The organism is Frigoribacterium sp. AC394 (assembly GCF_979258095.1).
This window is the reverse complement of the sequence record NZ_OZ409834.1, coordinates 1,697,345-1,720,268: the sequence shown is the minus strand read 5'-3', so window position 1 is coordinate 1,720,268 and position 22,924 is coordinate 1,697,345. Positions and strand designations below refer to the sequence as shown.

Genomic DNA, 22,924 nt, shown 5'->3' with positions numbered 1-22,924 from the left:
ATCTCAGACCTCCTGCTTCGCGGCCAAGGCTACCCGTGCGGGTCGGCGCGGCCTGAGCGTGCGGGCGTCGCGGCGACGGCCGATCACCCGGCAGACGAGCCAGATGGCGAACGAGATGGTCGTGACGTAGGGGCTGATCGGCAGTCCGCCGCCGAGTGCGAGCAGGATCCCGCCGACCACCGAGGTGACGGCGAATGCGATGCTCAGCAGCGGCACCAGCCGCGGGTTCACCGTGAGCCGCAGGGCCGCGGCGGCGGGGGTGACGAGCAGCGAGAGCACCAGCAGGGCGCCGACGATCTGCACCGACACGGCGACGGCGAGGCCGAGCACGAGCATGAACACGATGCCGAGGGTCCGCACCGGGATGCCGGCGGCGGCGGCCACGTCGGGGTCGACGCTGGCGAAGGTGAGCGGGCGCCAGACGACCAGCAGCGTGACGATCACGACGGCCGAGATGGTCATCAGCCAGCCGAGCTGGGGGTTGTCGACGGCGACGATCTGACCGGTCAGCAGGCCGAACCGGTTGGCGGACCGGCCTTGATAGAGGGCGAGGCAGAGGATGCCGATGCCGAGGCCGAACGGCATGAGCACCGCGATGATCGAGTTGCGTTCGCGCGCCCGCGACCCGAGCACCCCGATCAGCAGGGCCGCCACGACGCTGCCGACGAGCGACCCCGCGACGACGTTGGCGCCGAAGAGCAGGGCGGCCGACGCACCGGCGAACGACAGCTCGCTGATGCCGTGCACGGCGAACGGCATGTTGCGCGTGAGCACGAACGGGCCGATCAGCCCGCCGACCAGGCCGAGCACGGCGCCGGCGATGATCGAGTTCTTGACGAGGGCGACGAGCTCGCCGAAGTCCTGGAACGAGAACAGCTGGGCCCACAGGTCGGTCATCGCGGCCCTCCGTCGTCGTCGAGCGGCTCGAGGTGGTGGTCGTCGTGCCCGTGGCTGCCGACGATGACGATGCGACCCATCGTGCGGATGACGTCGACCGGGGTGCCGTACAGCTCGCTCAGCACGGGCGCCTGCAGCACCTCGTCGGGGGTGCCGATGCGGAACGAGCCCCCGGCCAGGTAGAGCACCCGGTCGACGACGTCGAGGATCGGGTTGACGTCGTGCGTGACGAAGACGACGGCCGTGTTGCGGGCCCGCCGCTGACGGTCGAGCAGCTCGGTGACGCCGCGCTGGTGCCGCAGGTCGAGCGAGATCAGCGGCTCGTCGCAGAGCAGCAGGGCGGGGTCGGCGGCGAGCGCCTGGCCGACGCGGGCGCGCTGCTGCTCGCCGCCCGAGAGCGAGGCGACGGGGGCGTCGGCGAACGACATCGCACCCACCTCGTCGACGAGGGCGTCGATGGCGGCCCGTTCGGCGGCGCTCTCGCGGCGCAGGCCCCAGCGGTGGCCGGTGACGCCGAGGGCGATCATGTCGCGGGTGCGGAGCGGCGTGCCGGTCTCCATCAGGCGCTGCTGCGGCACGTACCCGATGCGGCGATGTCCGCGGGCGACCGGCCTGCCGAGGAACTCGATGGTGCCCGCCGTGAGCTCCTGCTGACCGAGGATGGTCCGCAGCATGGTGGTCTTGCCGGCGCCGTTCGGGCCGAGCACGGCGATGAACTCGCCGGGGGCGACGTCGAGGTCGAGCCCCGACCAGAGGGTGCGGTCGCCGAAGCCGACGCCGGCGTCGCGCAGGCGCAGCACGGCGTCGCCGTCGCGCCCGGCCGAGGAGGCGCGGGTCGCGACGGCGAGGGAGTCGTCGGGGTGCCTCTGGGTCACCGGTCGAGTGCCGCCTTGATCGCGTCGATGTTGCTCTGCTGCCACGAGATGTAATCATCCCCCTCCGGGAGGAGCTCCGTGACCGGCACGATGGCGACGCCGGCGTCGGTGGCCGCCTTCTCGACGGCCTCGGTCTCGGGGCTCGAGGTCTGCTCGTTGTAGGCGAGCAGGTCGACGCGGCCGTCGGCGAAGGTCTTGAGCGTCTCGTTGAGCACGGCGGGCGACACGTCGTCGCCCTCCTCGATGGCCTCGGAGAAGGAGGCGGGGGTCACGTTCACGAGACCCATCTCGTCGAAGAGGTAGCCGGGCACCGGCTCGGTGTAGGCGACCGACTCGCCGTCGTGGGCCGTCTTGATCTCGGCGGCCTGCGCCTCCAGGTCGGCCAGGCTGTCGCCGAACGCGTCGGCGTTCGCGGTGAAGGTGTCGGCCTGGTCGGGGTCGATCTCGCCGAGCTGGTGCGCGATCTCGTCGGCGAGGGCGCCCATGCTGTGCAGGCTGTAGAAGACGTGCTCGTTGAACGCGCCGTGGTCGTGGTCGTGCTCGTCGGCGTGCTCGTCGCTCGTGGCGTCGGCGGAGGGCTCGGCCTCGTCGGCGTGCTCCTCGTCGGCGTGCTCGTCGTCCGTGTGCCCCTCGGCGTCGGGATCGAGGCCCGAGACGTCGACGGCGTTCACGACCGCGGCCGACGAGTCGCTCGCGCTGAGCATCGTGTCGACGAAGGCGTCGTAGCCGCCGCCGTTCTCGATGACGACGTCGGCCCGCGAGACCGCGAGCTGGGTGCGGGCGTCGGCCTCGTACGAGTGCGGGTCTTGCGAGGGGTCGCTGATGATGCTGGTGACGTCGACCGCGTCGCCGCCGACGGTCTGGGCGATGTCGCCGTAGACGTTGGTCGATGCGACGACCGAGATCGCGCCTCCCGAACCGTCGTCACCCGCCGCGCCCGCCGACCCCGACGACGAGCAGCCGCTCAGCACGAGGGCCGCCGCGGCGGGCAGGGCGAGCAGGGGCAGGGTGCGGCGGAGGTTCATGTCGTCGACGCTATTGCTACTGATAATGATTGTCAAGACGAGGAGGCGCGGGTCGGCTGCCGACCCGCACCGCGCCTCCTCGGAACCGCCGAGACCCCGGGAACGCGCTGAGACCCCCGTGCGCGCACGAGGGTCTCAGCGATCGCCTGGGGTCTGAGCGCGGTTACGCCTTCGTGGCGGCCTCGACCGACTCGGCGCTCGCGTCGTCGTCTTCGCGACCCGGTGTCTTGAGGTTCCACCTCTTGATCACGAAGCTGAAGATCACGTAGTAGACGACGGCGTAGCCGAGCCCGATCGGGATCAGCCAGATCGAGTTCTGCGAGATCGAGAAGTTCAGCACGTAGTCGATCAGACCCGCCGAGAACGAGAACCCGGTGTGGATGTCGAGCGCGTTGACCAGCATCATCGAGGTGCCCGTCAGCACCGCGTGCACCACGTAGAGCGGCCAGGCGACGAACATGAACGAGAACTCGAGCGGCTCGGTGATGCCGGTCAGGAAGGCCGTCAGCGCGGTCGACAGCATGATGCCGCCGATCAGCTTCTTCTTCTCGGGGCGGGCGTGACGCCAGATCGCGAGCGCCGCGGCGGGCAGGGCGAACATGAAGATCGGGAAGAACCCGGTCATGAAGACGCCGGCGCTCGGGTCGCCCTGGAAGAACCGGGTCAGGTCGCCGCGGTAGACCGTGCCGTCGGCGCCCGAGTAGTCGCCCACCAGGAACCACACGATGTTGTTCAGGATGTGGTGCAGACCTGTGGGGATCAGGAGGCGGTTGACCACCCCGTAGACACCGCCGCCGACCACGTCGTTGGACGCCACGGCCGTGCCCACCCAGGTGAGCGCCGCGTTGAAGATCGGGTAGACGAACGACATGACGACGCCGACGACGAGCCCCGTGCCGGCCGTGAGGATCGGCACCAGTCGGCGACCGGAGAAGAAGCCGAGGAACTCGGGCAGCTTCGTCCGGTAGAAGCGCTGCCAGAGCATCGCCGACAGCAGACCCATGACGATGCCGCCGAGCACGCCGTAGTCGATGACCGCCGGATCGCCGGTCGCCGTCGTCTCGCCCGCGAGCACGAGAGGCGACATGGCCTCGAAGACGCCGTCGATGACCATGTAGCCGACCACCGCCGCGAGGGCCGTCGAGCCGTCGGACTTCTTCGCCCAGCCGATCGCGATGCCGACCGCGAAGATCAGCGGCAGCCAGGTGAAGACCGCGTTGCCCGCCGCGCTGATGACCGAGCCCCCGGTCTCGAACCCGGGGATCCCCCCGAGCAGATCGGGCTGGCCCAGCCGGAGGAGCAGCCCCGCGGCGGGCAGCACCGCGATGGGCAGCATGAGGCTGCGCCCGAGGCGCTGCAGCACGGCGAACGCGCCGGCACCCCTCTTCGGCGCTGCGGCAGGTGCGGCCTCGGTCTCGGACGTCGTCATGCGCGGATCCTCTCGTCGATGAGCAGTCGGCCGGGGCATCGTCGTGGGCACGGTGCCGGTCGATCTGAGGCCTGTCCGGTCCTGTCCGGTCATGACCAGTGAGTGGTAGTTTCCTCAGACCGGCGGATGGTGTCAACTGGGAACCCGCGTTCCGTGTCAGCAGAACCGGGTCATGTCACCCGCGATGGAGGAGAACAGCTCATGTCGAAAGCACAGGCCATGATCGACGGACTCGGCGGCGCCGACAACATCGACGAGATCGAAGGCTGCATCACCCGACTGCGCACCGACGTCAAAGACGTCTCGCTCGTCGACGACGCCGCCCTCAAGGCGGCCGGTGCGACCGCCGTCGTCCACGCCGGCGGCAGCGTCCAGGTGATCGTGGGCACCATCGCCGACACCCTCGCCGAAGACATCAACGACCTCCTCGACGCGTGACGGTCGTCACGGCCCCGGTCGCCGGGCGGGTCGTGGCGCTCGCGGACGTGCCCGACGCGGTGTTCGCCGGCCAGCTGGTGGGGGCGGGCGTCGCGATCGAGCCGAGCGCGCCTCCTGCGGGGCGGGGTGCCGAGGCCGATGCCGAGACCGGTGACAGAGCCGAGATCGGTGCCGGTCTCGTGGCCGTGGTCTCGCCGATCGCCGGCGAGGTCGTCAAGCTGCACCCGCACGCGTTCGTCGTCGTGCACGAGTCGGGCGTCGGCGTGCTCGTGCACGTGGGCATCGACACCGTGAAGCTCGGCGGCTCGGGCTTCGAGCTGGCCGTCGCCGAAGGGGCGACCGTCGCCGCGGGCGAGCTCGTCGTGACCTTCGACCCGGCCGTCGTCGCCGAGGCGGGCTACTCGGCGGTCTGCCCTGTCGTCGTGCTCGACAGCGCACCCGACACCGTGTCGCAGGAGGCGGTGGGCACGTCGGTCGCGCCGGGCGACCCCCTCTTCACCGTCTGACCGCGGCGCGGGCTCGCGTCAGCCCTGCGGCTCCGTCGACGACACCTGCATCGACACGCGGTAGCGGTCCGAGCGGTACCAGGTCGCCGAGTGCTCGACCGGCACGTCGCCCGAGTACGACACGCGGTCGAAGAACAGCACGGGCGCGCCGTCGCGCGTGCCGAGCAGCGTCGCGGTCTCGGCCGAGGCGCCCTCCGCCGAGACCGTCTGCCGGGCGCGGGTGACGGGCAGGTCGTACTCGTCGCCGAAGAGCCGGTAGAGCGACAGGGTCAGGTCGTGGTCGAACAGCCCGGCGAAGCGCGCGGCCGGGAACCACGCGTCGTCGATGCTGACCGGTTCGCCGTCGGCGAGGCGCAGTCGCTTCACCCGGAACGCGGTCTCGCCGGGTGCGATCTCGAGCGCTGCGGCGGTGTCGGCAGGAGGCACGGCCTCGTCGCGCACCAGCACCACCGTGCTCGGAACATGCCCGAGCGACGTCATCTCGCTGGTGAACGAGGCCAGGTGCAGGGTCGACTGCACCACGCGGTGGGCCACGAAGGTGCCCTTGCCCCGCACCCGGGTGAGCCAGCCCTCGTTGACCAGCTGGCCGACCGCCTCCCGCACGGTGATCCGGCTGACGCCGTAGTCCGCCATCAGCTGGCGCTCGCTCGGCACGGCGGCGCCGGCGGGCAGCTCGGTCGCCGCCATCTCCTGCAGGATGCCGCGGAGCTGCTCGTGCTTCGGTACCGACCCGTCGACGATGTGCTGCGGCATGGCGGACCGGCCCCTCCTCGTATCGACCGGCGGTGGTCCCGTCCGGTCATGACGTGTCGTCGACATGACCCTACGACAGGACGCCGAGGAGGCGCGGTGCAGGACTCCCCGCACCGCGCCTCCTGGATGGCAGAGCCGGCTCAGTCGAGCAGCAGCGCCGGCTCTTCGAGCACGCTCGCGACGTCGGCCACGAAGCGGCTCGCGACGTCGCCGTCGACGACGCGGTGGTCGAAGCTCGCGCCGATCGTCGTGACCATGCGGCTGCGGACCTCGCCGTCGACGACCCACGGCTTCTGCTTGATCGTGCCCAGGGCGACGATGGCCACCTCGCCCGGGTTGAGGATCGGCGTGCCGGTGTCCATGCCGAAGACGCCGATGTTCGTGATGGTGATGGTTCCGTCTTGCATGTCGGTCGGCGTCGTCTTGCCGTCGCGTGCCGTGAGGGTCAGCTGCTCGAGCGCCTGCGCGAGCTGGAGCAGGCTCATCGACTGCGCCTCCTTCACGTTGGGCACGATCAGCCCGCGCGGGGTCGCCGCGGCGATGCCGAGGTTGACGAAGTGCCGTACGAGGATCTCTTTATCGGTCCACGCGCTGTTGACCATCGGGTTGCGACGCACGGCCCAGATGATCGCCTTCGCCATGATCAGCAGGGGCGAGACCTTGACGCCGGCGAACTGCGGCGACGCCTTGAGGCGCTTCACGAACTCCATCGTGCGGGTCGCGTCGACGTCGACGAACAGGCTGACGTGCGGCGCGGTGAACGCCGACGACGTCATCGCCCGGGCGATCGCCTTGCGGACGCCCTTGACGGGGATCCGCTCGATGCGCTCCTCGCCCCACTCGGGCGTCTCGATGTTGCGGAACACGCTGGCCTGCTGCGCGTGGCGGATCACGTCGTCGCGGGTGACCTCGCCGGCGAGACCGGTGGGCTGGACGATCGACAGGTCGACCTCGAGGTCTTTCGCGAGCTTGCGGATCGGCGGCTTCGCGATGATCGGGAGGGCCTGCGCGGCCGGCACCGACGTGGTCGGGCGGCGGCGGGCCTGCTCGGCGACGCGCAGCTGACGGGCGTCGACCTCGGTCTGGGCGGGCTTGCGGCGTCGGGTCGAGCCCGATCCGCCCGCGGCCCCGTAGCCGACGAGCACGGCCCCCGAGCCGCTGTCGTCCGAGTCGGCGGGTGCCGAGGCGACCGAGCCGGTGCCGCCGCCGGCCGCGACGTCCTCCGCCGACGGAGCCGGTGCGGCGGGCGCAGCCGGTGCGGCGGGCGCAGCCGCAGCCGCAGGTGCCGCAGCGTCGTCCGCCCCCGAGGAGGCGCGGGTCGTCACGACCGGGATCGACGCGGTGTCGAGACCCCTGGCCCGCTGCTCGGACAGCGCCTGCTCGTTCTGCGAGACGACCTGGGCGGTGCGGGCGAGTCCGCCCGACTCGGAGGCCTCGGCCTCGGCGGCGCGGTCGCCCGGGGTGCGGGGCGCGCCGCCGTCGCCGATGCGGATGATCGGCGTGCCGACGTCGACCGTCTCGCCCGAGGCGACCAGCACGCTCTCGACGACGCCCGCGTAGGGCGACGGCAGCTCGACGAGCGACTTGGCCGTCTCGATCTCCACGAGCACCTGGTTGATCTGGACGGTGTCGCCCGGGGCGACCCGCCATTCGACGATCTCGGCCTCGGTGAGGCCCTCGCCGACGTCGGGCAGAGCGAATTCGCTGGTCATGAAGATCTCTCTCAGTACGCGAGGGCGCGGTCGACGGCTTCGAGGACGCGATCGGCGTCGGGCAGGTACAGCGTCTCGAGCTTCGCCGGAGGGAACGGGGTGTCGAAGCCGCTGACCCGCAGCACGGGGGCTTCGAGCGAGTAGAACGCCTTCTCGGCGACCGTCGCGGCGATCTCGGAGCCGACGCTGACGAAGCCGGGGGCCTCTTGGGCGACGACGAGCCGGCCGGTCTTGCGGACCGACTCGAGGATGGGGCCGTAGTCGACCGGCGACAGCGAGCGCAGGTCGACGACCTCGACGCTGATGCCCTCGGCTGCGGCGATCTCGGCGGCCTGCAGCAGCGTGCTGACCATGGCGCCGTGGCCGAGCAGCGTGACCTCGGTGCCGGTGCGGACGACGCGGCTGGCGTGCAGCGGTGCGTGCGGGTCGGTGCGGTCGACCTCGCCCTTGGGCCAGTAGCGGCTCTTGGGCTCGAAGAACATGACCGGGTCGTTCGACGCGATGGCCTCCTGGATCATCCAGTACGCGTCGTGCGGGGTGCTGGGGCTGACGACCCGCAGGCCGGCCGTGTGGGCGAAGTACGCCTCGGGGCTCTCCTGGTGGTGCTCGACCGCGCCGATGTGCCCGCCGTAGGGCACCCGGATGACGACGGGCATCTGCAGGGTGCCCTCGTGGCGTGCCGTCATCTTGGCCAGCTGCGAGGTGATCTGGTCGAAGCCCGGGTAGATGAAGCCGTCGAACTGGATCTCGACGACGGGTCGGAACCCGCCCATCGCGAGTCCGATGGCGGTGCCGACGATGCCCGACTCGGCGAGGGGCGTGTCGATGACGCGGTTCGCGCCGAACTCGGCCTGCAGCCCCTCGGTCACGCGGAACACGCCGCCGAGCGTGCCGATGTCCTCGCCCATCAGCAGCACACGGGGGTCGTCGGCCATGGCCTTGCGGAGACCGGCGTTGATGGCGCGGCCGAGCGGCATGGTCTCGAGGGAGGCGCGGGTCGGCTCGCCGGCGGCCGTCGCGTCCGCCGTCGTGGTCGGGTTCGGGGCGGTGTCGGTCATGCGCGTCCTCCGTCGGTGTCGGCCGTGGTCGGGTCGGCGGTCGGGCCGAAGCTGTTCTCGTACGAGGCGAGCCATTCGCGCTGTTCGCGCATGACGGGGTGCGGTTCGGAGTAGACGTGCTCGAACATCGACGACGCCTCGGGCTTCGGCAGCTCGAGGGTGCGGCGTCGGATGTCGGCCCCGAGATCGTCGCCCTCGGCCTCGAGCCCGGCGAAGAACGCGTCGCCCTCGCCGCGCGAGCGGAGGAACGCCTCGAAGCGGTCGATCGGGTCGCGGGCGATCCAGCTCTGCAGCTCGTCGTCGGTGCGGTACTTGGTCGGATCGTCGGACGACGTGTGCGCGCCGATGCGGTACGTCATCGCCTCGATGAAGCGCGGACCGCCGCCGCTGCGGGCGGCGTCGAGGTCGCGGCGGCTGACGGCGTAGCTGGCGAGCACGTCGTTGCCGTCGATGCGGGTGCCGGGCACACCGAAGCCGATGGCGCGGTTGACCAGCGGGGTGCGCGACTGGGTGGCGACGGGCACGCTGATCGCCCACTGGTTGTTCTGCAGGAAGAACAGCTCGGGGGTCTGGAAGCTCGCCGCGAAGACCAGCGCCTCGCTGACGTCGCCCTGGCTGGTGGCGCCGTCGCCGAAGAAGGTGATGACCGCCTCGTCGACCTCGGGGTCGCCGCTGCCCGTCTTGCCGTCGAGCGTGAGGCCCATCGCGTAGCCCGTGGCGTGCAGGGTCTGCGACCCGATGACGAGCGTGTAGACGTGGAAGTTGCCGCGCTCGGCAGGGTTCCAGCCGCCGTGGGTGTGGCCACGCAGCAGACGGAGGATGTCGACGGGGTCGACACCCTTGGCCAGGGCGACGGCGTGCTCGCGGTACGAGGGGAAGAGGTGGTCGTGCGGCCGGGACGCGTGCGCGACGCCGACCTGGGCCCCCTCCTGACCGTGGCTCGGCACCCACAGGGCGAGCTGCCCCTGACGGGCGAGCGCGGCGGCCTCGCGATCGAAGCGACGGGTGAGGACCATGTCGCGGTGCATGGCACGCAGCCGGTCGTCGCCGAGGGCGTCGATGTAGGGCTGGAACTCGGCACCGGCGTCGGATTCGATCAGCTCGCCCGTCGGGCTGAGCAGCTGGACCGGGGTGACGCCGTGTTCCGCATCGGTGGAAGACATGACGACCAATCTACCTGCGGCTACATGCCGTCAGAGTGATGTGTTCAGGCGCACCTGCTGGGCCGCGTGCAGCAGTCTGTCGACCGACGACGGCTCGCCGATCGTGATGCGGATGCCCTCGGGCGCGAACGGCCGGACGATGATCCCGTGGTCGGCGAAGACGCCCGCGGCGGTGGCGGTCTGCTCGCCCGTTGGCAGCCAGACGAAGTTGCCCTGGGCCGCCGGGACGTCCCAGCCCTGGTCGATCAGCGCCTGCCGCACCTGATCGCGCAGCATGGCGATCCGGTCGACGCGGGTCATCAGCTCGGACTCGTGGGCGAGCGACGCGAGCGCGGCCGCCTGCCCCTGCTCGGTGACCGACAGCGGGATCGCGGTGGCCCGAGCGGCGTCGAGCACCGAGGAGGCGCCGATCGCGTACCCGACGCGCAGTGCCGCCAGCCCGTACGCCTTCGAGAAGGTGCGGAGCACGACGAGGTTCGGGTGGCGCTCGGTCAGCGACTCGCCGTCGACGGCGTCGGGGTCGGTCACGAACTCGGCGTAGGCCTCGTCGAGGATCACCAGGAGGTCGTCGGGGACCGCCGACATGAAGGTCTCGAAATCGTGGGTGGTGACCGTGGTGCCCGACGGGTTGTTCGGCGAGCAGACGACGACCAGGCGGGTGCGCTCGGTGACGGCGGCGGCCATGGCCTCGAGGTCGTGGCTGCCGTCGGCGCGGGTGGGCACCTGCACGCTGGTCGCGCCGGCCACGGTGACGAGCCCCGGGTAGGCCTCGAAGGAGCGCCAGGCGTAGACGACCTCGTCGCCGGGAGCGGCGGCGGCCTGGATGAACTGCAGCAGCAGCGAGACGGAGCCCGCGCCGACGTGCACCTCGTCGACGGTGACGCCGAACTTCTCCGCCAGGGCGCCGCGGAGCGCCGCAGCCGTCGCGTCGGGGTAGCGGTTGACCGTGACGGCGCCGCGGAGGGCCTCGACGACGGCCGGCAGCGGCTCGAACGGGTTCTCGTTCGACGACAGCTTGAAGGCGTCGGGCGACGCCTGCTTGCCCTGTCGGTACGGCGGCAGGGCGGCGATCTCGGGGCGCAGTCGAACGGGAGTCATCACCCGGCCACCCTAGGGGCTGCCACCGACGGATGACGCGGCACCGCGCTTCAAGTGACATCGAGACCGAAGCGAAATAACAGCTGGTTGACAAAACGAGTGAGCGGATCCAGAATCGGCTTTATCGATCCAGCGGTCAGGAGCGGTATGCTTTTATCTGGTATAGCTATCTCTATATTTATGATTACTATTGCATGGCTTTTATATTTTATCACGCGTAGCGCGGGTAGAAGCATGCAGATCAATCATGCAATGGGAATTCGACTCCCATCTCTAATGCGCGATCCGCTCGCCTGGCGCGTGGGGCATCGAGCGGCAGAGCCGATCTTCTTCTGGAGTGCCGTCGGCACGTCCCTCCCCGCATCTCTCGCCATAGTGGTGTTCTCAGATGAACGGCTCTACGTGGCTTTTCTGTTGATCACTTCGGCGTTTCTCGTCGTAGGGCCGTCGCTTGCGTGCGTCGCGGCACATCGCGCCGCATCGGCGTCCGTTTCGGACCATGACGGATGACACGGCACCGCGCCTCCTCGGTGGGACGCCGCACTACCGCGCGAGGGCGCCCGTTCGGCATGATGGGGGGATGACCCGATTCATCGTGAGGCTGCTCATCAACGCCGTGGCCCTCTGGCTGACCACCCTGATCGTGTCGGGTGTCGACGTCGACCCCTACGGCGTGGGCGGCACCACCGAGACGGTGCTGACGTACCTGCTCGTCGCGCTGATCTTCGGTGTGGTCAACGGGGTCGTCGGCACGGCGATCCGGGTCGTCGCGTTCCCCCTCTACGTCCTCACCCTCGGGCTCGTGTCGCTGATCGTCAACGGGCTGCTGCTCGGCATCGTCGCCTGGATCTCGGGCCTGATCGGCTTCGGCCTCGAGATCGAGGGCTTCTGGTGGGGCGTGCTCGGCGCCCTCGTGCTCGCGATCCTGGCCTGGCTGATCGGCATCGTCGTCCGCCCGATCGTCGAGTCCGGCGACCGCCGGCGGTGAACCGCTTCAGCGTCTGCTTCGTCTGCACCGGCAACATCTGCCGCTCGCCCATGGCCGAGACGGTGCTGCGGTCGCTCGCCGACGCGGCCGGGCACGGCGACGACCTCGTCATCTCGTCCGCCGGTACCGGCGACTGGCACGTCGGCGAAGGCGCCGACCCGCGCACGGAGACCGCCCTCGCGGCCCGCGGATACGATGGCTCGCGTCACCGGGCCAAGCAGTTCGCCACCGACGACTTCGCGCGGCACGACCTCGTCGTCGCGTTCGACCGGGGGCAGGAGCGCATCCTCCGCTCGTGGGCGACGAACGACGCCGACCGGTCGAAGGTGCAGCTGCTGCTGACGTTCGATCCCGCCGCGGCCGCGCGTGCGGGTGTGACGGGCACCGGCGTCCCCGATCCGTACTACTCAGACGCCGCGATGTTCGACACGGTCCTCGACCTGGTCGAGCAGTCGTGCGCCGCACTCTTCCGCCAGATCGAACCAGCACTCCGCAAGGGACCCTCATGACGTTGCCCCCTCAGCCCCTCAGCCCCCTCGACGGCCGGTACCGCGCCTCCGTCGGCTCGCTCGGCGACCACCTCAGCGAGGCCGGTCTCAACCGGGCCCGCGTGCACGTCGAGGTCGAGTGGCTGATCGCGCAGACCGAGCGCGGGGCCTTCGGCTCGAGCCCGCTCGACGAGTCGCAGAAGCGGGCGCTCCGGGCGATCGTCGCCGACTTCGGTCAAGACGCCATCGACGAGCTCGCCGGCCTCGAGGCCACCACCCGCCACGACGTCAAGGCCGTCGAGTACTACGTGCGGGCGCGCCTGACCGACCTCGGCCTCGACTCGATCGCCGAGCTGACCCACTTCGCCTGCACCAGCGAGGACATCAACAACCTCTCGTACGCCGTCACCGTCAAGGCCGCCGTCGCCGAGGTCTGGCTGCCCGCCTTCGACGCCGTGATCGACGCCCTGACGCGCTGGTCGACCGACGCCCGCGACGTGCCGATGCTCGCCCACACGCACGGCCAGCCCGCGACCCCGACGACGGTCGGCAAGGAGTTCGCGGTCTTCGTGCACCGCCTGCAGCGCCTCCGCGCGCAGATCGTCGCGACCGAGTACCTCGGCAAGTTCAGCGGCGCGACGGGCACGTTCTCGGCGCACGTCGTCGCCGACCCGTCGGCCGACTGGCCCGAGATCTCGCGGGCCTTCGTCGAGGACAGCCTCGGCCTCGTCTGGAACCCGCTCACCACGCAGATCGAGTCGCACGACTGGCAGGCCGAGCTGTACTCGCGCGTCGCCCACGCGAACCGGGTGCTGCACAACCTCGCGACCGACGTCTGGTCGTACATCTCGATGGGGTACTTCACGCAGATCCCGCAGGTCGGCGCGACGGGCTCGTCGACGATGCCGCACAAGATCAACCCGATCCGGTTCGAGAACGCCGAGGCCAACCTCGAGCTCTCGTGCGCCCTGCTCGACTCGCTCGCCTCGACGCTCGTCACCTCACGCCAGCAGCGCGACCTGACCGACTCGTCGACGCAGCGCAACATCGGCGTCGCGTTCGGCCACTCGATGCTCGCGCTCGACAACCTGCGCCGCGGGCTCGGCGAGATCGCCGTCGGCACGGTCGCCCTCGAAGCCGACCTCGACTCGAACTGGGAGGTGCTCGGCGAGGCGATCCAGACGGTGATCCGCGCCGAGGTCGTCGCCGGCCGCTCGTCGATCGCCGATCCCTACGCGATGCTGAAGGAGCTCACCCGGGGCAAGCGGGTCGGGCAGGCCGAGCTCGTCGCGTTCGTCGAGGGGCTCGACATCGGCGACGACGCGAAGCGCCGGCTCACCGCGCTGACACCGCCGACGTACACGGGCATCGCGTCGCAGCTGGTCGACCGCCTGGCGTAGCTCGCGGCCCTGGTGAGGGTGCGGCGGGTTCGTGTCATCGGGGGCGGGTCAGCGCTGACCCGCCGCGAATGACGGGAACCCGCCGAACCCCCGTGGGCGTGGTGCGGACGGGCCGTGAGGCCCTTCGGCGGGTTCATCGCATCGGGGGCGGGTCAGCGCTGACCCGCCGCGAGTGACGGGAACCCGCCGCACCTCCCCGTGGGCGTGGTGCGGACGGGCCGTGAGACCCTTCGGCGGGTTCATCGCATCGGGGGCGGGTCAGCGCTGACCCGCCGCGAGTGACGGGAACCCGCCGAACCCCCGTGGGCAGCGCGCAGAACCGCCGCGCGCAGAACCGCACCGCACGGCACCGCCCAGAACCGGACCGCGCAGGGCGGAGCCGAGGAGGCGCGGGTCGGCGGGATCCGCCGGCGCCGGTCAGTGCCCGCGCGGCTTGTCGGCGTCGTCGAGCTCGTGCTGCTCGTCGTCGTTGGGCTTCGCCGCGAGGGCGAGCATGGCGATCACGACCAGGGCGACGATGAAGCCGATGCAGAGGAAGATCAGCGCGAGGTCGAGTTCGCGGGTGGTGAGCAGCACGACGACGCCGATGAACACGGCGAACACCGCGCTGAGGCCGAGGAACTCGGCGGGGCGGACGCGGTCGCGCCAGCTGGGTTGGGTCATCTCTGGGGTACTCCGTCTGAACTGGTGTCGGCGTCTGAAGCGGGGTGGGCGGGGATCCCCGCCGGGTCGGGTGTCGTGGTCTGCCACTTGAGCGACAGGCCCGCGATCACGAGGAAGACGCCGACGAGGGCACCGTACGCGCCCAGCAGGCCGACCAGCACGGTCGACGAGGTCAGCACGCCCTCGATCCGCTCGATGCCGCCGAGCTCGCGGGCGTAGTCGGGCGGCACGAGCACGAAGGCCAGGGCGAGCGCGAGCGTCAGCGCCCCGACGGTCGTCCAGTCACGGGCGAGCGGCGAGCGGCCGCGGCGCCGCAGACCCGTGACGAGCTCGAGGGCCCCGGTCACGAAGGCCCAGGCCAGGACGACGGCGACGAGCACGGTCAGTCCGCCCGACGAGAAGACGAGCGCCGCGATGCCGGCCAGGAGACCCACGACGCCTTGCACCAGCTGCATCGTCCGACTCGACGGGTCGGACGACAGGCGGGTCGCTGCGCCGAGCGCGAGGACGAGCCCGGCGACCAGGGTCGCCGCCCCGAAGACGATGAGCCCGATGCGGGCCGAATGATCGGGTGAGAACGTGATGATGACGCCCATCGCCAGAGCGGGCACCGCACGGAGCAGCGGGACCGGCCAGTAGCGCGCGCTGCGGGCAGCGTCGGGATGGGCAGACACGGGACCTCTTTCGGGCGTCGGGGAACCCGAGGAGTTTACCGCCCCTCCCCTGACAGGCCTCCGGGACGATCACCCGTCGCTCACCCCCTCTCACGACGGTTACCCAGGGGGCTCACTTACGGTCGCTACATCCAAGGGCGCATCGCTCACGACACGCGGCTGGGAAGTCGACCACCGCCGGAGCCCGATGACTTCCGTTGCACCATCCCCGACCACCGACCGCTTCGCCGACTCCGGTTTCCGGGCCACCGTGCCCGGGCGGGTCAGCAAGCCGACGAGCACCTACTCCGAGCTGTTGAAGAGCGTGCGCGACGCGGGCCTCCTCAAGCGTCGCACCGGCTTCTACATCACCGTCTTCGTCGTGCTCGTGCTGAGCCTCGGCGGTGCCGCCACGGGCTTCGTCCTGCTCGGGTCGAGCTGGTTCCAGCTGCTGATCGCCGCAGCGCTCGGGGTCATCCTCACGCAGTTCGCGTTCCTCACCCACGAGGCGTCTCACCGTCAGGTCTTCGCGTCCGGCACGACGAACGACAAGGTCGGCCGCGTGCTGGCCGCCGGGGTCGTCGGCATCAGCTACGCGTGGTGGATGACGAAGCACACGCGTCACCACGCGAACCCGAACACCAAGGGCAAAGACCCCGACATCGCCTTCGACACGATCTCGTTCCTCGAAGAGGACGCCGCGAAGCAGCGGGGTGTGCTCGGCTTCATCACGCGCCGCCAGGGCTACTTCTTCTTCCCGCTGCTGCTCGGCGAGGGCGTCAACCTGCACGTGACGTCGTTCCGCACGCTGCTGGGGCGTCAGAAGGTCGAGGGCCGCGCGCTCGAGATCACGCTGATCGCCGTGCGTCTGGCCCTGTACTTCGGCGTCGTGTTCTGGTTCCTGCCGCTCGGCATGGCGTTCGCGTTCGTCGGCGTGCAGATGGCCGTCTTCGGCCTCTACATGGGCTCGTCGTTCGCCCCGAACCACAAGGGCATGCCGATCATCCCCGAGGGCGCCAAGGTCGACTTCCTCAGCAAGCAGGTCCTGACGTCGCGCAACATCACGGGCCGCTTCTCGACCGCGTTCATGGGCGGGCTGAACTACCAGGTCGAGCACCACCTGTTCCCGAGCATGGCGCGCCCGCATCTGCGGGCCGCGAGCCGCCTCGTGAAGCAGCACTGCGCCTCCTACGACATCCCGTACACCGAGACCACGATCACGAAGTCGTACGGGATCGTCGTCCGGTACCTGAACCGCGTCGGGCTCGCCGCCCGCGATCCGTTCGACTGCCCGGCCGCCCAGCAGCTGCGCCCCCGCTGATCCGGTCGCTCGCAGCACCGGTCGCTCAGTGCGCCGGTCGCGAGCGGGTCGACCGCAGACCGCCCCGCCCCGCCCCTCGATCCGTCGAGCGGCGGGGCGGTCCGTCGTTCAGTCCGTCCGGCCGTCGCGTCGCGTGACGAGGAAGTCCACGTACCGCACGCCGGAGTCGGCGTCCCGTCGGGGTCGGCCGGCCGCGATGTCCTGACGACGGTGCTCTGTCACGTCGTCGGACGTGCGGGTGCGGGGCTTCGAGTAGCCGACGATCCGGACCGGTTCGGTGGCCGGATCGCTTCGATAGGTGCTCGTCACTATCGGTCCGCCCTCCGTCGAAGAGCCCCCGGCGGTCGCGCGGGGACGCTCTCAACCTAGAGACGGCGCCGACCGCGCTGAAAGGGGTTGTCAGGGCGTGGCGACGCTGCTACGAGCCGCCCCCCGGAGCGGACGAGCCGAGGAGGCGCGGGTCGCCGACCCGGCGAGCGTCACGCGGTCGCGGGCCAGGCCTCCAGCTGCCACCCGAGCCACGGGCTGAAGGCGAAGGGCGCGGCGGCCACGGCGCGGCGGAGCTCGGTCGGATCGACCCAGGCCCACTCGGCGACCTCGTCGGGCGACGGGTCGGGCGTGCCGACCACCCGGGCGGTGAACACGGGGCAGATCTCGTTCTCGACGACGCCCGAGGCGTCGGTGGCGATGTAGCGGAAGTCGGGGAGGATGACCTCGACGTCGCTGACCTCGATGCCGAGCTCCTGCGAGGCGCGGCGGCGGACGGCGTCGGCCGGCGTCTCGCCGGGGGCCGGGTGGCCGCAGTACGAGTTCGTCCAGACACCGGGCCAGGTCTTCTTCGACAGGGCGCGCCTGGTCACGAGCACTCGGCCGAGGCCGTCGACGACGTGGCAGCTGAAGGCGAGGTGCAGGGGAGTGGTGGCGGTGTGGACGGTCGCCTTCTCGGTCGTCCCGACCGGTTCGCCCGACTCGTCGAGCAGCACGACCAGCTCGGCCTGCGGCCCCGGAGCGATCTCGTGGGGCTCGACCGCTGAGGAGGGTTTCTCGGATGTCATGAGAGGTAGTCTGCCTGGCGTGGACGGTGAACTTCTTCGCGAACGGACGCGGGAGCGGCATGAGCGTGTCGACGCCGTCCTCGACGGCTTCTTCAGTCTGGCCAAACGCCGGGCCGAGTCGGTCGGCTCGCGCTACGTCGACCTCTGGTCCGTGCTCGAGCGCAACAGCGCCGGCGGCAAGCGGTTCCGCCCGCGCATGGTCTTCACGGCCTACGACGCCCTGGGCGGTGGCGACGACGACGCCGTGGCGGGTGTCGGGGCGGCTTTCGAGCTGCTGCACACCGCACTCATCGTGCACGACGACGTCATCGACCGCGACTTCTCCCGGCGCGGCATCCCGAACGTCTCGGGCAGCTACCGCGACACGGCGACGACCGCCGGTCTCTCGACGCCCGCAGCCGAGCACCGGGGCATGTCGGCCGCCGTCATCGCAGGCGACCTCGCGCTGACCGGTGCGAGCCGCCTCCTCATGCAGGTGCGGTGCGAGAGCGGGGTCCAGGCGCGCCTCCTCGACATCCTCGACGAGGCCATCTTCGTCAGCGCCGGCGGCGAGATGGTCGATGTCGAGCTCTCGCTGTCGGACGACGTGCCGACGGTCGACGAGATCCTGAACATGGAGCGCGCGAAGACCGCGGTCTACTCGTTCGAGGCCCCGCTGCAGGCCGGCGCAGTCCTGGCCGGGGCCGGCGACGACGTCGTCGACGCGGTCGGCGAGTTCGGCCGCGAGGTCGGGGTCGCCTATCAGCTGGTCGACGACCTGCTCGGCGTCTTCGGCACCGAGGAGAGCACGGGCAAGACGACGCTCGGCGACCTCCGCGAGGGCAAGCGCACCGTGCTGATCGCGCACGCCGCGACGACCGATCAGTGGTTCGCGATCCAGCCCTTCGTCGGCAAGGCCGATCTGACCCCCGACGAGGCCGCGCACGTCCGCAGCAGGCTCGAGGCGTGCGGTGCCCGGTCGTTCGCCGAGACGCTCGTCGAGCAGCACGCCGCACGGGCGCTGGCCGTGCTCGAGGGCCCCGCGATCGGCGACGCCCTCCGAGACGCCCTGAGCCCGCTCGTCTCGACCGTCCTCGAGAGGGTCCGATGACCGGCCTCGCGCTGTACGACACCGTCGCCGACCAGACCGCGTCGGGGGTGATCCGTCGCTACTCGACGTCGTTCGGGCTGGCCTCGCGCCTCCTCGGGGCCGAGGTCCGTCAGCATGTCGAGAACGTCTACGCGCTGGTGCGGGTCGCCGACGAGATCGTCGACGGTCCGGCCGCCGAGGCGGGGCTCGACCCCGAGTCGTCCGCGCGGTGCCTCGACGAGTTCGAGGCCGAGACCGAGCGCGCGATCGAGACCGGATTCAGCGCGAACCTCGTCGTGCACGCCTTCGCCCGCACTGCTCGGACCGCCGGCTTCGGCAGCGAGCTGACCCGTCCGTTCTTCGCCTCGATGCGCGCCGATCTCAGCGCCCGCGAGCACGACGCCGAGTCGTTCGACCGCTACGTCCACGGCTCGGCCGAGGTCGTCGGACTGATGTGCCTCCGCGCGTTCCTCCTCGGGCACGCGTTCCCGTCGTCGACCGTCGCCGAGCTCGACGAGGGCGCCCGGCGCCTCGGCGCGGCCTTCCAGAAGGTGAACTTCCTGCGCGACCTCGCGGCCGACTTCGAGCAGCTCGGCCGCAGCTACTTCCCCGGGGTCGACGTCGGCTCGTTCGACGAGGCCACCAAGGCCCGCCTCGTCGCCGACATCGACGACGACCTCCGGGTCGCCGGCGACATCATCCCCGTGCTGCCCGCGACGTCGCGGCGCGCGGTCGCCCTGGCGCACGGCCTGTTCGCCGAGTTGAACCGTCGTCTCGAGGCGACCCCCGCCTCCTCGCTCATCCGCGCCCGCGTGCGCGTGCCCGACCCGGTCAAGGTCCGCATCGCCCTGGCGTCCGCCGCTGGCCGCACCACCCGCATCCCCGACCGCCCCGCCGAGAGGACCTCGTGAGCACACCCTGGCTCGACCGCGCCACCGGAGACACCACCGTCGAGCGGCACGGCTCGCGCGCCGTCGTGATCGGCGGCGGCATCAGCGGTCTGGCCTCGGCGGCGCTGCTCGCCCGCGAGGGCCACGACGTCGTGCTGCTCGAGAAGAACGACGCCGTCGGCGGTCGCGCCGGCTCGTGGAGCCACGACGGGTTCCGCTTCGACCTCGGCCCCAGCTGGTACCTGATGCCCGAGGTGTTCGACCACTTCTTCCGGCTGATGGGCACGTCGTCGGCCGAGCAGCTCGACCTCGTCGAGCTCGACCCCGGCTACCGCGTCTACTTCGAGCCCACCGGCGACGGTCCCGCCGACGCGCCGATCGACGTGCCGCGCGGTCTGGAGGAGAACATCGCCCTGTTCGAGTCGATCGAGCCCGGCAGCGGCGACCGCATGCGCAGCTACCTGCGATCGGCCCGCGACACGTACGAGATGGCCAAGCAGAGGTTCCTCTACACGAGCTTCGAGAGCGTCGGGCCCCTGCTGCGCGGCGACGTCGTCGTCCGTCTGCCGAAGCTCGCGCGCCTCCTGCTGCAAGACCTCGACACGTTCGCGTCGCGCACGGTGAAGGAGCCCCGACTGCGGCAGATCCTCGGCTACCCCGCGGTGTTCCTCGGCTCGTCGCCGTTCCGCACGCCGAGCATGTACCACCTGATGAGCACGCTCGACCTCGACGACGGCGTGCTCTACCCCCGCGGCGGCCTGATCACCGTCATCGACGCGATCGAGCGCGTGGCCCGCGAGGCGGGGGTGCGCATCGAGACCGAGGCGTCCGTCACGCGCGTGACGACCGCCGAGCCCGTCGTCGGCGAGGGTCGTGCCGGCCGGGCTCGCTCGCGGGGCGTCGCCACCGGGGTCGAGTACGTCGACGCCGACGGCACCGCGCAGCGCCTCGAGGCCGACGTGGTGGTCGGGGCCGCCGATCTGCACCACATCGAGACCACGATGCTGCCCCCGTCGCTCCGAACCTTCGACGACGACTACTGGACGAAGCGCGACCCGGGGCCGAGCGCCCTGCTGATGTACCTCGGCGTCGAGGGCGAGATCCCCGAGCTCGAGCACCACACGCTGCTGTTCGCGAACGACTGGCACGAGAACTTCGACCGCATCTTCGGGGCCGACAAGCGCATCCCCGACCCGCCCTCGCTCTACGTCTGCAAGCCGAGCACCGTCGACCCGTCGACCGCGCCCGAGGGTCACACGAATCTCTTCGTGCTCGTGCCGCTGCCCGCCGACCCCGCGCTCGGCGGCGGCGACCTCGACGGCGACGGCGACACGCTGATCGAGCGGCTCGCCGACCTCGTGATCGAGCAGATCGCGAGCTGGACGGGTGTCTCCGACCTCGCCGACCGCGTCGTCCTGCGCCGGACGCGCGGCCCCCGCGACTTCGTCGACGACGTCAACGCCTGGAGCGGCAGCATGCTCGGCCCGGCCCACACCCTCGACCAGAGCGCGATGTTCCGCGCCGGCAACACGTCCGAGCACGTCGAGAACCTCTTCTACGTCGGCGGCTCGGTCCGACCCGGCATCGGTCTGCCGATGTGCCTGATCAGCGCCGAGATCCTGCTGAAGAACCTGCGCGGCGATCGCAGCACCGAGCCGCTGCCCGAGCCGGGCGAGTCGACCTCGAGCGCGCCTCCCCGGTCCGAGTCCGCCGCCTGATGGGCCTGCTCTACCTCGTCGCCCTCTGCATCTCGATCTTCGGCATGGCGATGCTCGACCGCCGGTACACGCTGTTCTTCTGGCGTGACGCCCCGAGGGCGTTCGTGACGCTGCTGGTCGGCGTCGTGTTCTTCCTGATCTGGGACATCGTCGGCATCGACACCGGGGTGTTCTTCCGGGGCGAGACGTCGTTCATGACCGGCATCCAGATCGCCCCCGAGCTGCCGCTCGAAGAGGTCTTCTTCCTGACGCTGCTCTGCTACCTGACGATGAACCTCCTCGCCGGCACGCGGTTGATCGTCGATCGCCGCGCCTCCCGCCGAGAGGGCGGCGCCTCGTGACGTACTGGGCGATCAACGCCGTGTTCCTCGCACTCGTGGCCGTGGTGGCGGGGGCCGCCGTGCTGGCTGCCTGGTGGCGCGGTCGGGCCGAGCGCGCCTCCTCGGCCGCCCGTGTCGCCCGCGTGCGCGCGGCCGGACTCTCGACGGTCGTGCTGCTGCTGATGACCGCCGTCTTCGACAACATCATGATCGGGGTCGGCCTGGTCGACTACGCGCCCGACCGCATCAGCGGCGTGAAGATCGGCATCGCCCCCCTCGAGGACTTCGCCTACTCGGTGGCCGCGCTCGTGCTGCTGCCGTCGGTGTGGATCCTGCTCGGCGGACGCCGGGCCCCGAAGGAGGCGCGCTCATGAAGACGCTGACCGCCCTGTTCTGGTCGTCGCGGCCCCTCAGCTGGATCAACACGGCGTTCCCGTTCGCGGCGGCGTTCATCCTGACGTCGGCGAGCGGCACCGTATCGTACGGCGGGTCGTACGAGCCGCTCGACTCGGACGGCTCGAGCGCCGTCGCCACCGTCCTGTCGTCGGGCGGGGCGACGGGCTTCTTCGACTTCGGCGCCGTCCCCTGGCTGATCGCGATCGTCGGCATCCTGTACTTCCTGGTGCCCTACAACCTCGCGATGTACGGCATCAACGACGTCTTCGACTACGAGAGCGACCTCCGCAACCCGCGCAAGGGCGGCGTCGAGGGCGCGCTGCTCGATCGCGGGCTGCACCGCACGACGCTGTGGGCCGCCGTCGTCACCAACGTGCCGTTCCTGATCTTCCTGGTGATCGTCGGCAGCCCGCTGAGCTGGCTCGTGCTGGCGATCAGCGTCTTCGCCGTCATCGCCTACTCGGCGCCCGGACTGCGCTTCAAGGAGCGCCCGTTCGTCGACTCGATCACGTCGAGCACGCACTTCGTCAGCCCCGCCGTCTACGGCCTCGCGCTCGCCGGCGCGACCGTCACGCCGGAGCTCGTCGCGCTGCTGGGCGCGTTCTTCCTCTGGGGGATGGCCAGTCACGCGTTCGGCGCCGTCCAGGACGTCCTCGCCGACCGCGAGGGCGGCATCGCGTCGATCGCGACGGTGATCGGGGCGAAGGCGACCGTCCGGTTCTCGGTCGTGGCGTACCTCCTCGCCGGGGTGCTGATGACCCTCACCGAGTTCCCCGGCCCGATCGCGGCGATCATCCCCGTGGTCTACGCGATCAGCTGCGCCCCGTGGTGGAACGTGGCCGACGCCGACGCGGAGGGCGTCAACCGCGGCTGGAAGCGGTTCCTGACGCTGAACTTCCTGTCGGGCTTCGTCACGACGATGCTGCTCATCTGGTGGGTCGCCCTGGCCTGAGACGGCCCTGGCCCGAGACGGCTCTGGCCCGAGGAGGCCGTGGCCCGAGGCGGCGGA

At 70.8% G+C, this 22,924-nt stretch carries 26 protein-coding genes; 13 read left to right on the top strand and 13 right to left on the bottom strand.

Annotated features, from left to right (window positions below):
* Positions 1-3: 3 nt before the first annotated feature.
* From ACZZY9_RS07875 to ACZZY9_RS07860, 4 genes are all read right to left on the bottom strand, one after another.
* On the bottom strand, positions 4-897 hold the full coding sequence (locus ACZZY9_RS07875) for a metal ABC transporter permease (protein WP_192061644.1): 894 nt from the start codon (positions 895-897) through the stop codon (positions 4-6).
* On the bottom strand, positions 894-1,697 hold the full coding sequence (locus ACZZY9_RS07870; RefSeq protein WP_463464656.1) for a metal ABC transporter ATP-binding protein: 804 nt from the start codon (positions 1,695-1,697) through the stop codon (positions 894-896). Before ACZZY9_RS07870 ends, ACZZY9_RS07875 begins: the two co-directional genes overlap by 4 nt.
* 71 nt (positions 1,698-1,768) lie before the next feature.
* The gene (locus tag ACZZY9_RS07865; RefSeq protein ID WP_463463672.1) at positions 1,769-2,797 is read right to left on the bottom strand and encodes a metal ABC transporter solute-binding protein, Zn/Mn family; all 1,029 of its coding nucleotides are present in this window, start codon (positions 2,795-2,797) and stop codon (positions 1,769-1,771) included.
* Between the two features lie 163 nt (positions 2,798-2,960).
* On the bottom strand, positions 2,961-4,226 hold the full coding sequence (locus ACZZY9_RS07860; RefSeq protein ID WP_320480089.1) for a PTS transporter subunit EIIC: 1,266 nt from the start codon (positions 4,224-4,226) through the stop codon (positions 2,961-2,963).
* Positions 4,227-4,427: 201 nt separating this feature from the next.
* On the opposite strand from ACZZY9_RS07860, the gene ACZZY9_RS07855 reads away from it, so the two are divergent.
* Positions 4,428-4,664: a glucose PTS transporter subunit EIIB gene (locus ACZZY9_RS07855; protein WP_320478068.1), complete on the top strand. Its 237-nt coding sequence runs from the start codon at positions 4,428-4,430 to the stop codon at positions 4,662-4,664.
* On the top strand, positions 4,661-5,170 hold the full coding sequence (locus tag ACZZY9_RS07850) for a PTS sugar transporter subunit IIA (protein WP_463463671.1): 510 nt from the start codon (positions 4,661-4,663) through the stop codon (positions 5,168-5,170). The genes ACZZY9_RS07855 and ACZZY9_RS07850 overlap by 4 nt, the downstream gene beginning before the upstream one ends.
* A gap of 18 nt (positions 5,171-5,188) precedes the next feature.
* Here ACZZY9_RS07850 and ACZZY9_RS07845 read toward each other — a convergent pair whose 3' ends face one another.
* From ACZZY9_RS07845 to ACZZY9_RS07825, 5 genes are all read right to left on the bottom strand, one after another.
* Complete coding sequence (locus ACZZY9_RS07845) at positions 5,189-5,923, bottom strand: GntR family transcriptional regulator (protein WP_192061640.1); 735 nt, start codon at positions 5,921-5,923, stop codon at positions 5,189-5,191.
* Between the two features lie 140 nt (positions 5,924-6,063).
* On the bottom strand, positions 6,064-7,635 hold the full coding sequence (locus ACZZY9_RS07840) for a dihydrolipoamide acetyltransferase family protein (protein ID WP_463463670.1): 1,572 nt from the start codon (positions 7,633-7,635) through the stop codon (positions 6,064-6,066).
* Positions 7,636-7,646: 11 nt separating this feature from the next.
* Positions 7,647-8,612, bottom strand: a complete 966-nt coding sequence (locus tag ACZZY9_RS07835; protein WP_463464655.1) for an alpha-ketoacid dehydrogenase subunit beta — start codon at positions 8,610-8,612, stop codon at positions 7,647-7,649.
* 77 nt (positions 8,613-8,689) lie between these two features.
* Entirely contained in the window at positions 8,690-9,856 is a 1,167-nt protein-coding gene (locus ACZZY9_RS07830; RefSeq protein ID WP_463463669.1) for a thiamine pyrophosphate-dependent dehydrogenase E1 component subunit alpha, read from the bottom strand.
* 30 nt (positions 9,857-9,886) lie between these two features.
* On the bottom strand, positions 9,887-10,954 hold the full coding sequence (locus ACZZY9_RS07825) for a histidinol-phosphate transaminase (RefSeq protein ID WP_463464654.1): 1,068 nt from the start codon (positions 10,952-10,954) through the stop codon (positions 9,887-9,889).
* A 147-nt stretch (positions 10,955-11,101) separates the two neighbouring features.
* Here ACZZY9_RS07825 and ACZZY9_RS07820 point away from each other — a divergent pair, with 147 nt between their 5' ends.
* The 4 genes from ACZZY9_RS07820 (at position 11,102) to purB (ending at position 13,830) form a co-directional block, all read left to right on the top strand.
* Positions 11,102-11,464: an SdpI family protein gene (locus tag ACZZY9_RS07820; RefSeq protein ID WP_463464653.1), complete on the top strand. Its 363-nt coding sequence runs from the start codon at positions 11,102-11,104 to the stop codon at positions 11,462-11,464.
* A 70-nt stretch (positions 11,465-11,534) separates the two neighbouring features.
* Positions 11,535-11,942, top strand: a complete 408-nt coding sequence (locus ACZZY9_RS07815) for a phage holin family protein (protein WP_192061636.1) — start codon at positions 11,535-11,537, stop codon at positions 11,940-11,942.
* A 50-nt stretch (positions 11,943-11,992) separates the two neighbouring features.
* Positions 11,993-12,451: a low molecular weight protein-tyrosine-phosphatase gene (locus ACZZY9_RS07810; protein WP_463464652.1), complete on the top strand. Its 459-nt coding sequence runs from the start codon at positions 11,993-11,995 to the stop codon at positions 12,449-12,451.
* Complete coding sequence (gene purB / locus ACZZY9_RS07805) at positions 12,448-13,830, top strand: adenylosuccinate lyase (protein ID WP_320480087.1); 1,383 nt, start codon at positions 12,448-12,450, stop codon at positions 13,828-13,830. Before ACZZY9_RS07810 ends, purB begins: the two co-directional genes overlap by 4 nt.
* 417 nt (positions 13,831-14,247) lie before the next feature.
* Here the strand turns inward: purB and ACZZY9_RS07800 are convergent, their stop codons facing one another.
* Both ACZZY9_RS07800 and ACZZY9_RS07795 read right to left on the bottom strand, forming a co-directional pair.
* Entirely contained in the window at positions 14,248-14,493 is a 246-nt protein-coding gene (locus ACZZY9_RS07800) for a hypothetical protein (protein ID WP_192061634.1), read from the bottom strand.
* A complete protein-coding gene (locus ACZZY9_RS07795; protein WP_320478072.1) occupies positions 14,490-15,167 on the bottom strand; it encodes an HdeD family acid-resistance protein in 678 nt (225 codons plus the stop codon). The genes ACZZY9_RS07800 and ACZZY9_RS07795 overlap by 4 nt, the downstream gene beginning before the upstream one ends.
* Positions 15,168-15,354: 187 nt before the next feature.
* Between ACZZY9_RS07795 and ACZZY9_RS07790 the strand changes: the two genes are divergently transcribed.
* Positions 15,355-16,467: a fatty acid desaturase family protein gene (locus ACZZY9_RS07790; protein ID WP_463463668.1), complete on the top strand. Its 1,113-nt coding sequence runs from the start codon at positions 15,355-15,357 to the stop codon at positions 16,465-16,467.
* Between the two features lie 108 nt (positions 16,468-16,575).
* On the opposite strand, the gene ACZZY9_RS07785 is transcribed toward ACZZY9_RS07790, so the two are convergent.
* Complete coding sequence (locus ACZZY9_RS07785) at positions 16,576-16,776, bottom strand: hypothetical protein (RefSeq protein ID WP_463463667.1); 201 nt, start codon at positions 16,774-16,776, stop codon at positions 16,576-16,578.
* 170 nt (positions 16,777-16,946) lie between these two features.
* On the bottom strand, positions 16,947-17,522 hold the full coding sequence (idi, locus tag ACZZY9_RS07780) for an isopentenyl-diphosphate Delta-isomerase (protein WP_463463666.1): 576 nt from the start codon (positions 17,520-17,522) through the stop codon (positions 16,947-16,949).
* A 19-nt stretch (positions 17,523-17,541) separates the two neighbouring features.
* Between idi and ACZZY9_RS07775 the strand changes: the two genes are divergently transcribed.
* The 6 genes from ACZZY9_RS07775 to ACZZY9_RS07750 are packed head-to-tail and all read left to right on the top strand — an operon-like array spanning position 17,542 to position 22,867.
* Positions 17,542-18,612: a polyprenyl synthetase family protein gene (locus ACZZY9_RS07775; protein ID WP_463463665.1), complete on the top strand. Its 1,071-nt coding sequence runs from the start codon at positions 17,542-17,544 to the stop codon at positions 18,610-18,612.
* Positions 18,609-19,502, top strand: coding sequence for a phytoene/squalene synthase family protein (locus ACZZY9_RS07770; RefSeq protein ID WP_463463664.1), 894 nt, complete (start codon positions 18,609-18,611; stop codon positions 19,500-19,502). Before ACZZY9_RS07775 ends, ACZZY9_RS07770 begins: the two co-directional genes overlap by 4 nt.
* Positions 19,499-21,199 carry a phytoene desaturase family protein gene (gene crtI / locus ACZZY9_RS07765; RefSeq protein ID WP_463463663.1) on the top strand — a complete coding sequence of 567 codons (1,701 nt, stop codon included), beginning with the start codon at positions 19,499-19,501 and terminating at the stop codon, positions 21,197-21,199. Before ACZZY9_RS07770 ends, crtI begins: the two co-directional genes overlap by 4 nt.
* Positions 21,199-21,540 (top strand): lycopene cyclase domain-containing protein, encoded by a 342-nt coding sequence (locus tag ACZZY9_RS07760; RefSeq protein WP_463463662.1) that lies wholly within the window; start codon positions 21,199-21,201, stop codon positions 21,538-21,540. The genes crtI and ACZZY9_RS07760 overlap by 1 nt, the downstream gene beginning before the upstream one ends.
* Positions 21,537-21,893, top strand: a complete 357-nt coding sequence (locus ACZZY9_RS07755; protein WP_463463661.1) for a lycopene cyclase domain-containing protein — start codon at positions 21,537-21,539, stop codon at positions 21,891-21,893. The genes ACZZY9_RS07760 and ACZZY9_RS07755 overlap by 4 nt, the downstream gene beginning before the upstream one ends.
* The gene (locus tag ACZZY9_RS07750; RefSeq protein ID WP_463463660.1) at positions 21,890-22,867 is read left to right on the top strand and encodes a prenyltransferase; all 978 of its coding nucleotides are present in this window, start codon (positions 21,890-21,892) and stop codon (positions 22,865-22,867) included. Before ACZZY9_RS07755 ends, ACZZY9_RS07750 begins: the two co-directional genes overlap by 4 nt.
* The last annotated feature ends 57 nt before the right edge of the window (positions 22,868-22,924 follow it).

What these genes read in the sequence shown, in the direction of transcription:
- ACZZY9_RS07790 (WP_463463668.1), top strand. Translation starts at nt 15,355, where the DNA reads ATGACTTCCGTTGCACCATCCCCGACCACCGACCGCTTCGCCGACTCC.
- ACZZY9_RS07875 (WP_192061644.1), bottom strand. Translation starts at nt 897, where the DNA reads ATGACCGACCTGTGGGCCCAGCTGTTCTCGTTCCAGGACTTCGGCGAG.
- ACZZY9_RS07845 (WP_192061640.1), bottom strand. Translation starts at nt 5,923, where the DNA reads ATGCCGCAGCACATCGTCGACGGGTCGGTACCGAAGCACGAGCAGCTC.
- ACZZY9_RS07770 (WP_463463664.1), top strand. Translation starts at nt 18,609, where the DNA reads ATGACCGGCCTCGCGCTGTACGACACCGTCGCCGACCAGACCGCGTCG.
- ACZZY9_RS07865 (WP_463463672.1), bottom strand. Translation starts at nt 2,797, where the DNA reads ATGAACCTCCGCCGCACCCTGCCCCTGCTCGCCCTGCCCGCCGCGGCG.
- ACZZY9_RS07820 (WP_463464653.1), top strand. Translation starts at nt 11,102, where the DNA reads ATGCTTTTATCTGGTATAGCTATCTCTATATTTATGATTACTATTGCA.
- ACZZY9_RS07800 (WP_192061634.1), bottom strand. Translation starts at nt 14,493, where the DNA reads ATGACCCAACCCAGCTGGCGCGACCGCGTCCGCCCCGCCGAGTTCCTC.
- ACZZY9_RS07810 (WP_463464652.1), top strand. Translation starts at nt 11,993, where the DNA reads ATGGCCGAGACGGTGCTGCGGTCGCTCGCCGACGCGGCCGGGCACGGC.
- ACZZY9_RS07815 (WP_192061636.1), top strand. Translation starts at nt 11,535, where the DNA reads ATGACCCGATTCATCGTGAGGCTGCTCATCAACGCCGTGGCCCTCTGG.
- ACZZY9_RS07760 (WP_463463662.1), top strand. Translation starts at nt 21,199, where the DNA reads ATGGGCCTGCTCTACCTCGTCGCCCTCTGCATCTCGATCTTCGGCATG.
- purB (WP_320480087.1), top strand. Translation starts at nt 12,448, where the DNA reads ATGACGTTGCCCCCTCAGCCCCTCAGCCCCCTCGACGGCCGGTACCGC.
- idi (WP_463463666.1), bottom strand. Translation starts at nt 17,522, where the DNA reads ATGACATCCGAGAAACCCTCCTCAGCGGTCGAGCCCCACGAGATCGCT.
- ACZZY9_RS07825 (WP_463464654.1), bottom strand. Translation starts at nt 10,954, where the DNA reads ATGACTCCCGTTCGACTGCGCCCCGAGATCGCCGCCCTGCCGCCGTAC.
- ACZZY9_RS07860 (WP_320480089.1), bottom strand. Translation starts at nt 4,226, where the DNA reads ATGACGACGTCCGAGACCGAGGCCGCACCTGCCGCAGCGCCGAAGAGG.
- ACZZY9_RS07830 (WP_463463669.1), bottom strand. Translation starts at nt 9,856, where the DNA reads ATGTCTTCCACCGATGCGGAACACGGCGTCACCCCGGTCCAGCTGCTC.
- ACZZY9_RS07840 (WP_463463670.1), bottom strand. Translation starts at nt 7,635, where the DNA reads ATGACCAGCGAATTCGCTCTGCCCGACGTCGGCGAGGGCCTCACCGAG.
- ACZZY9_RS07835 (WP_463464655.1), bottom strand. Translation starts at nt 8,612, where the DNA reads ATGCCGCTCGGCCGCGCCATCAACGCCGGTCTCCGCAAGGCCATGGCC.
- ACZZY9_RS07855 (WP_320478068.1), top strand. Translation starts at nt 4,428, where the DNA reads ATGTCGAAAGCACAGGCCATGATCGACGGACTCGGCGGCGCCGACAAC.
- ACZZY9_RS07750 (WP_463463660.1), top strand. Translation starts at nt 21,890, where the DNA reads ATGAAGACGCTGACCGCCCTGTTCTGGTCGTCGCGGCCCCTCAGCTGG.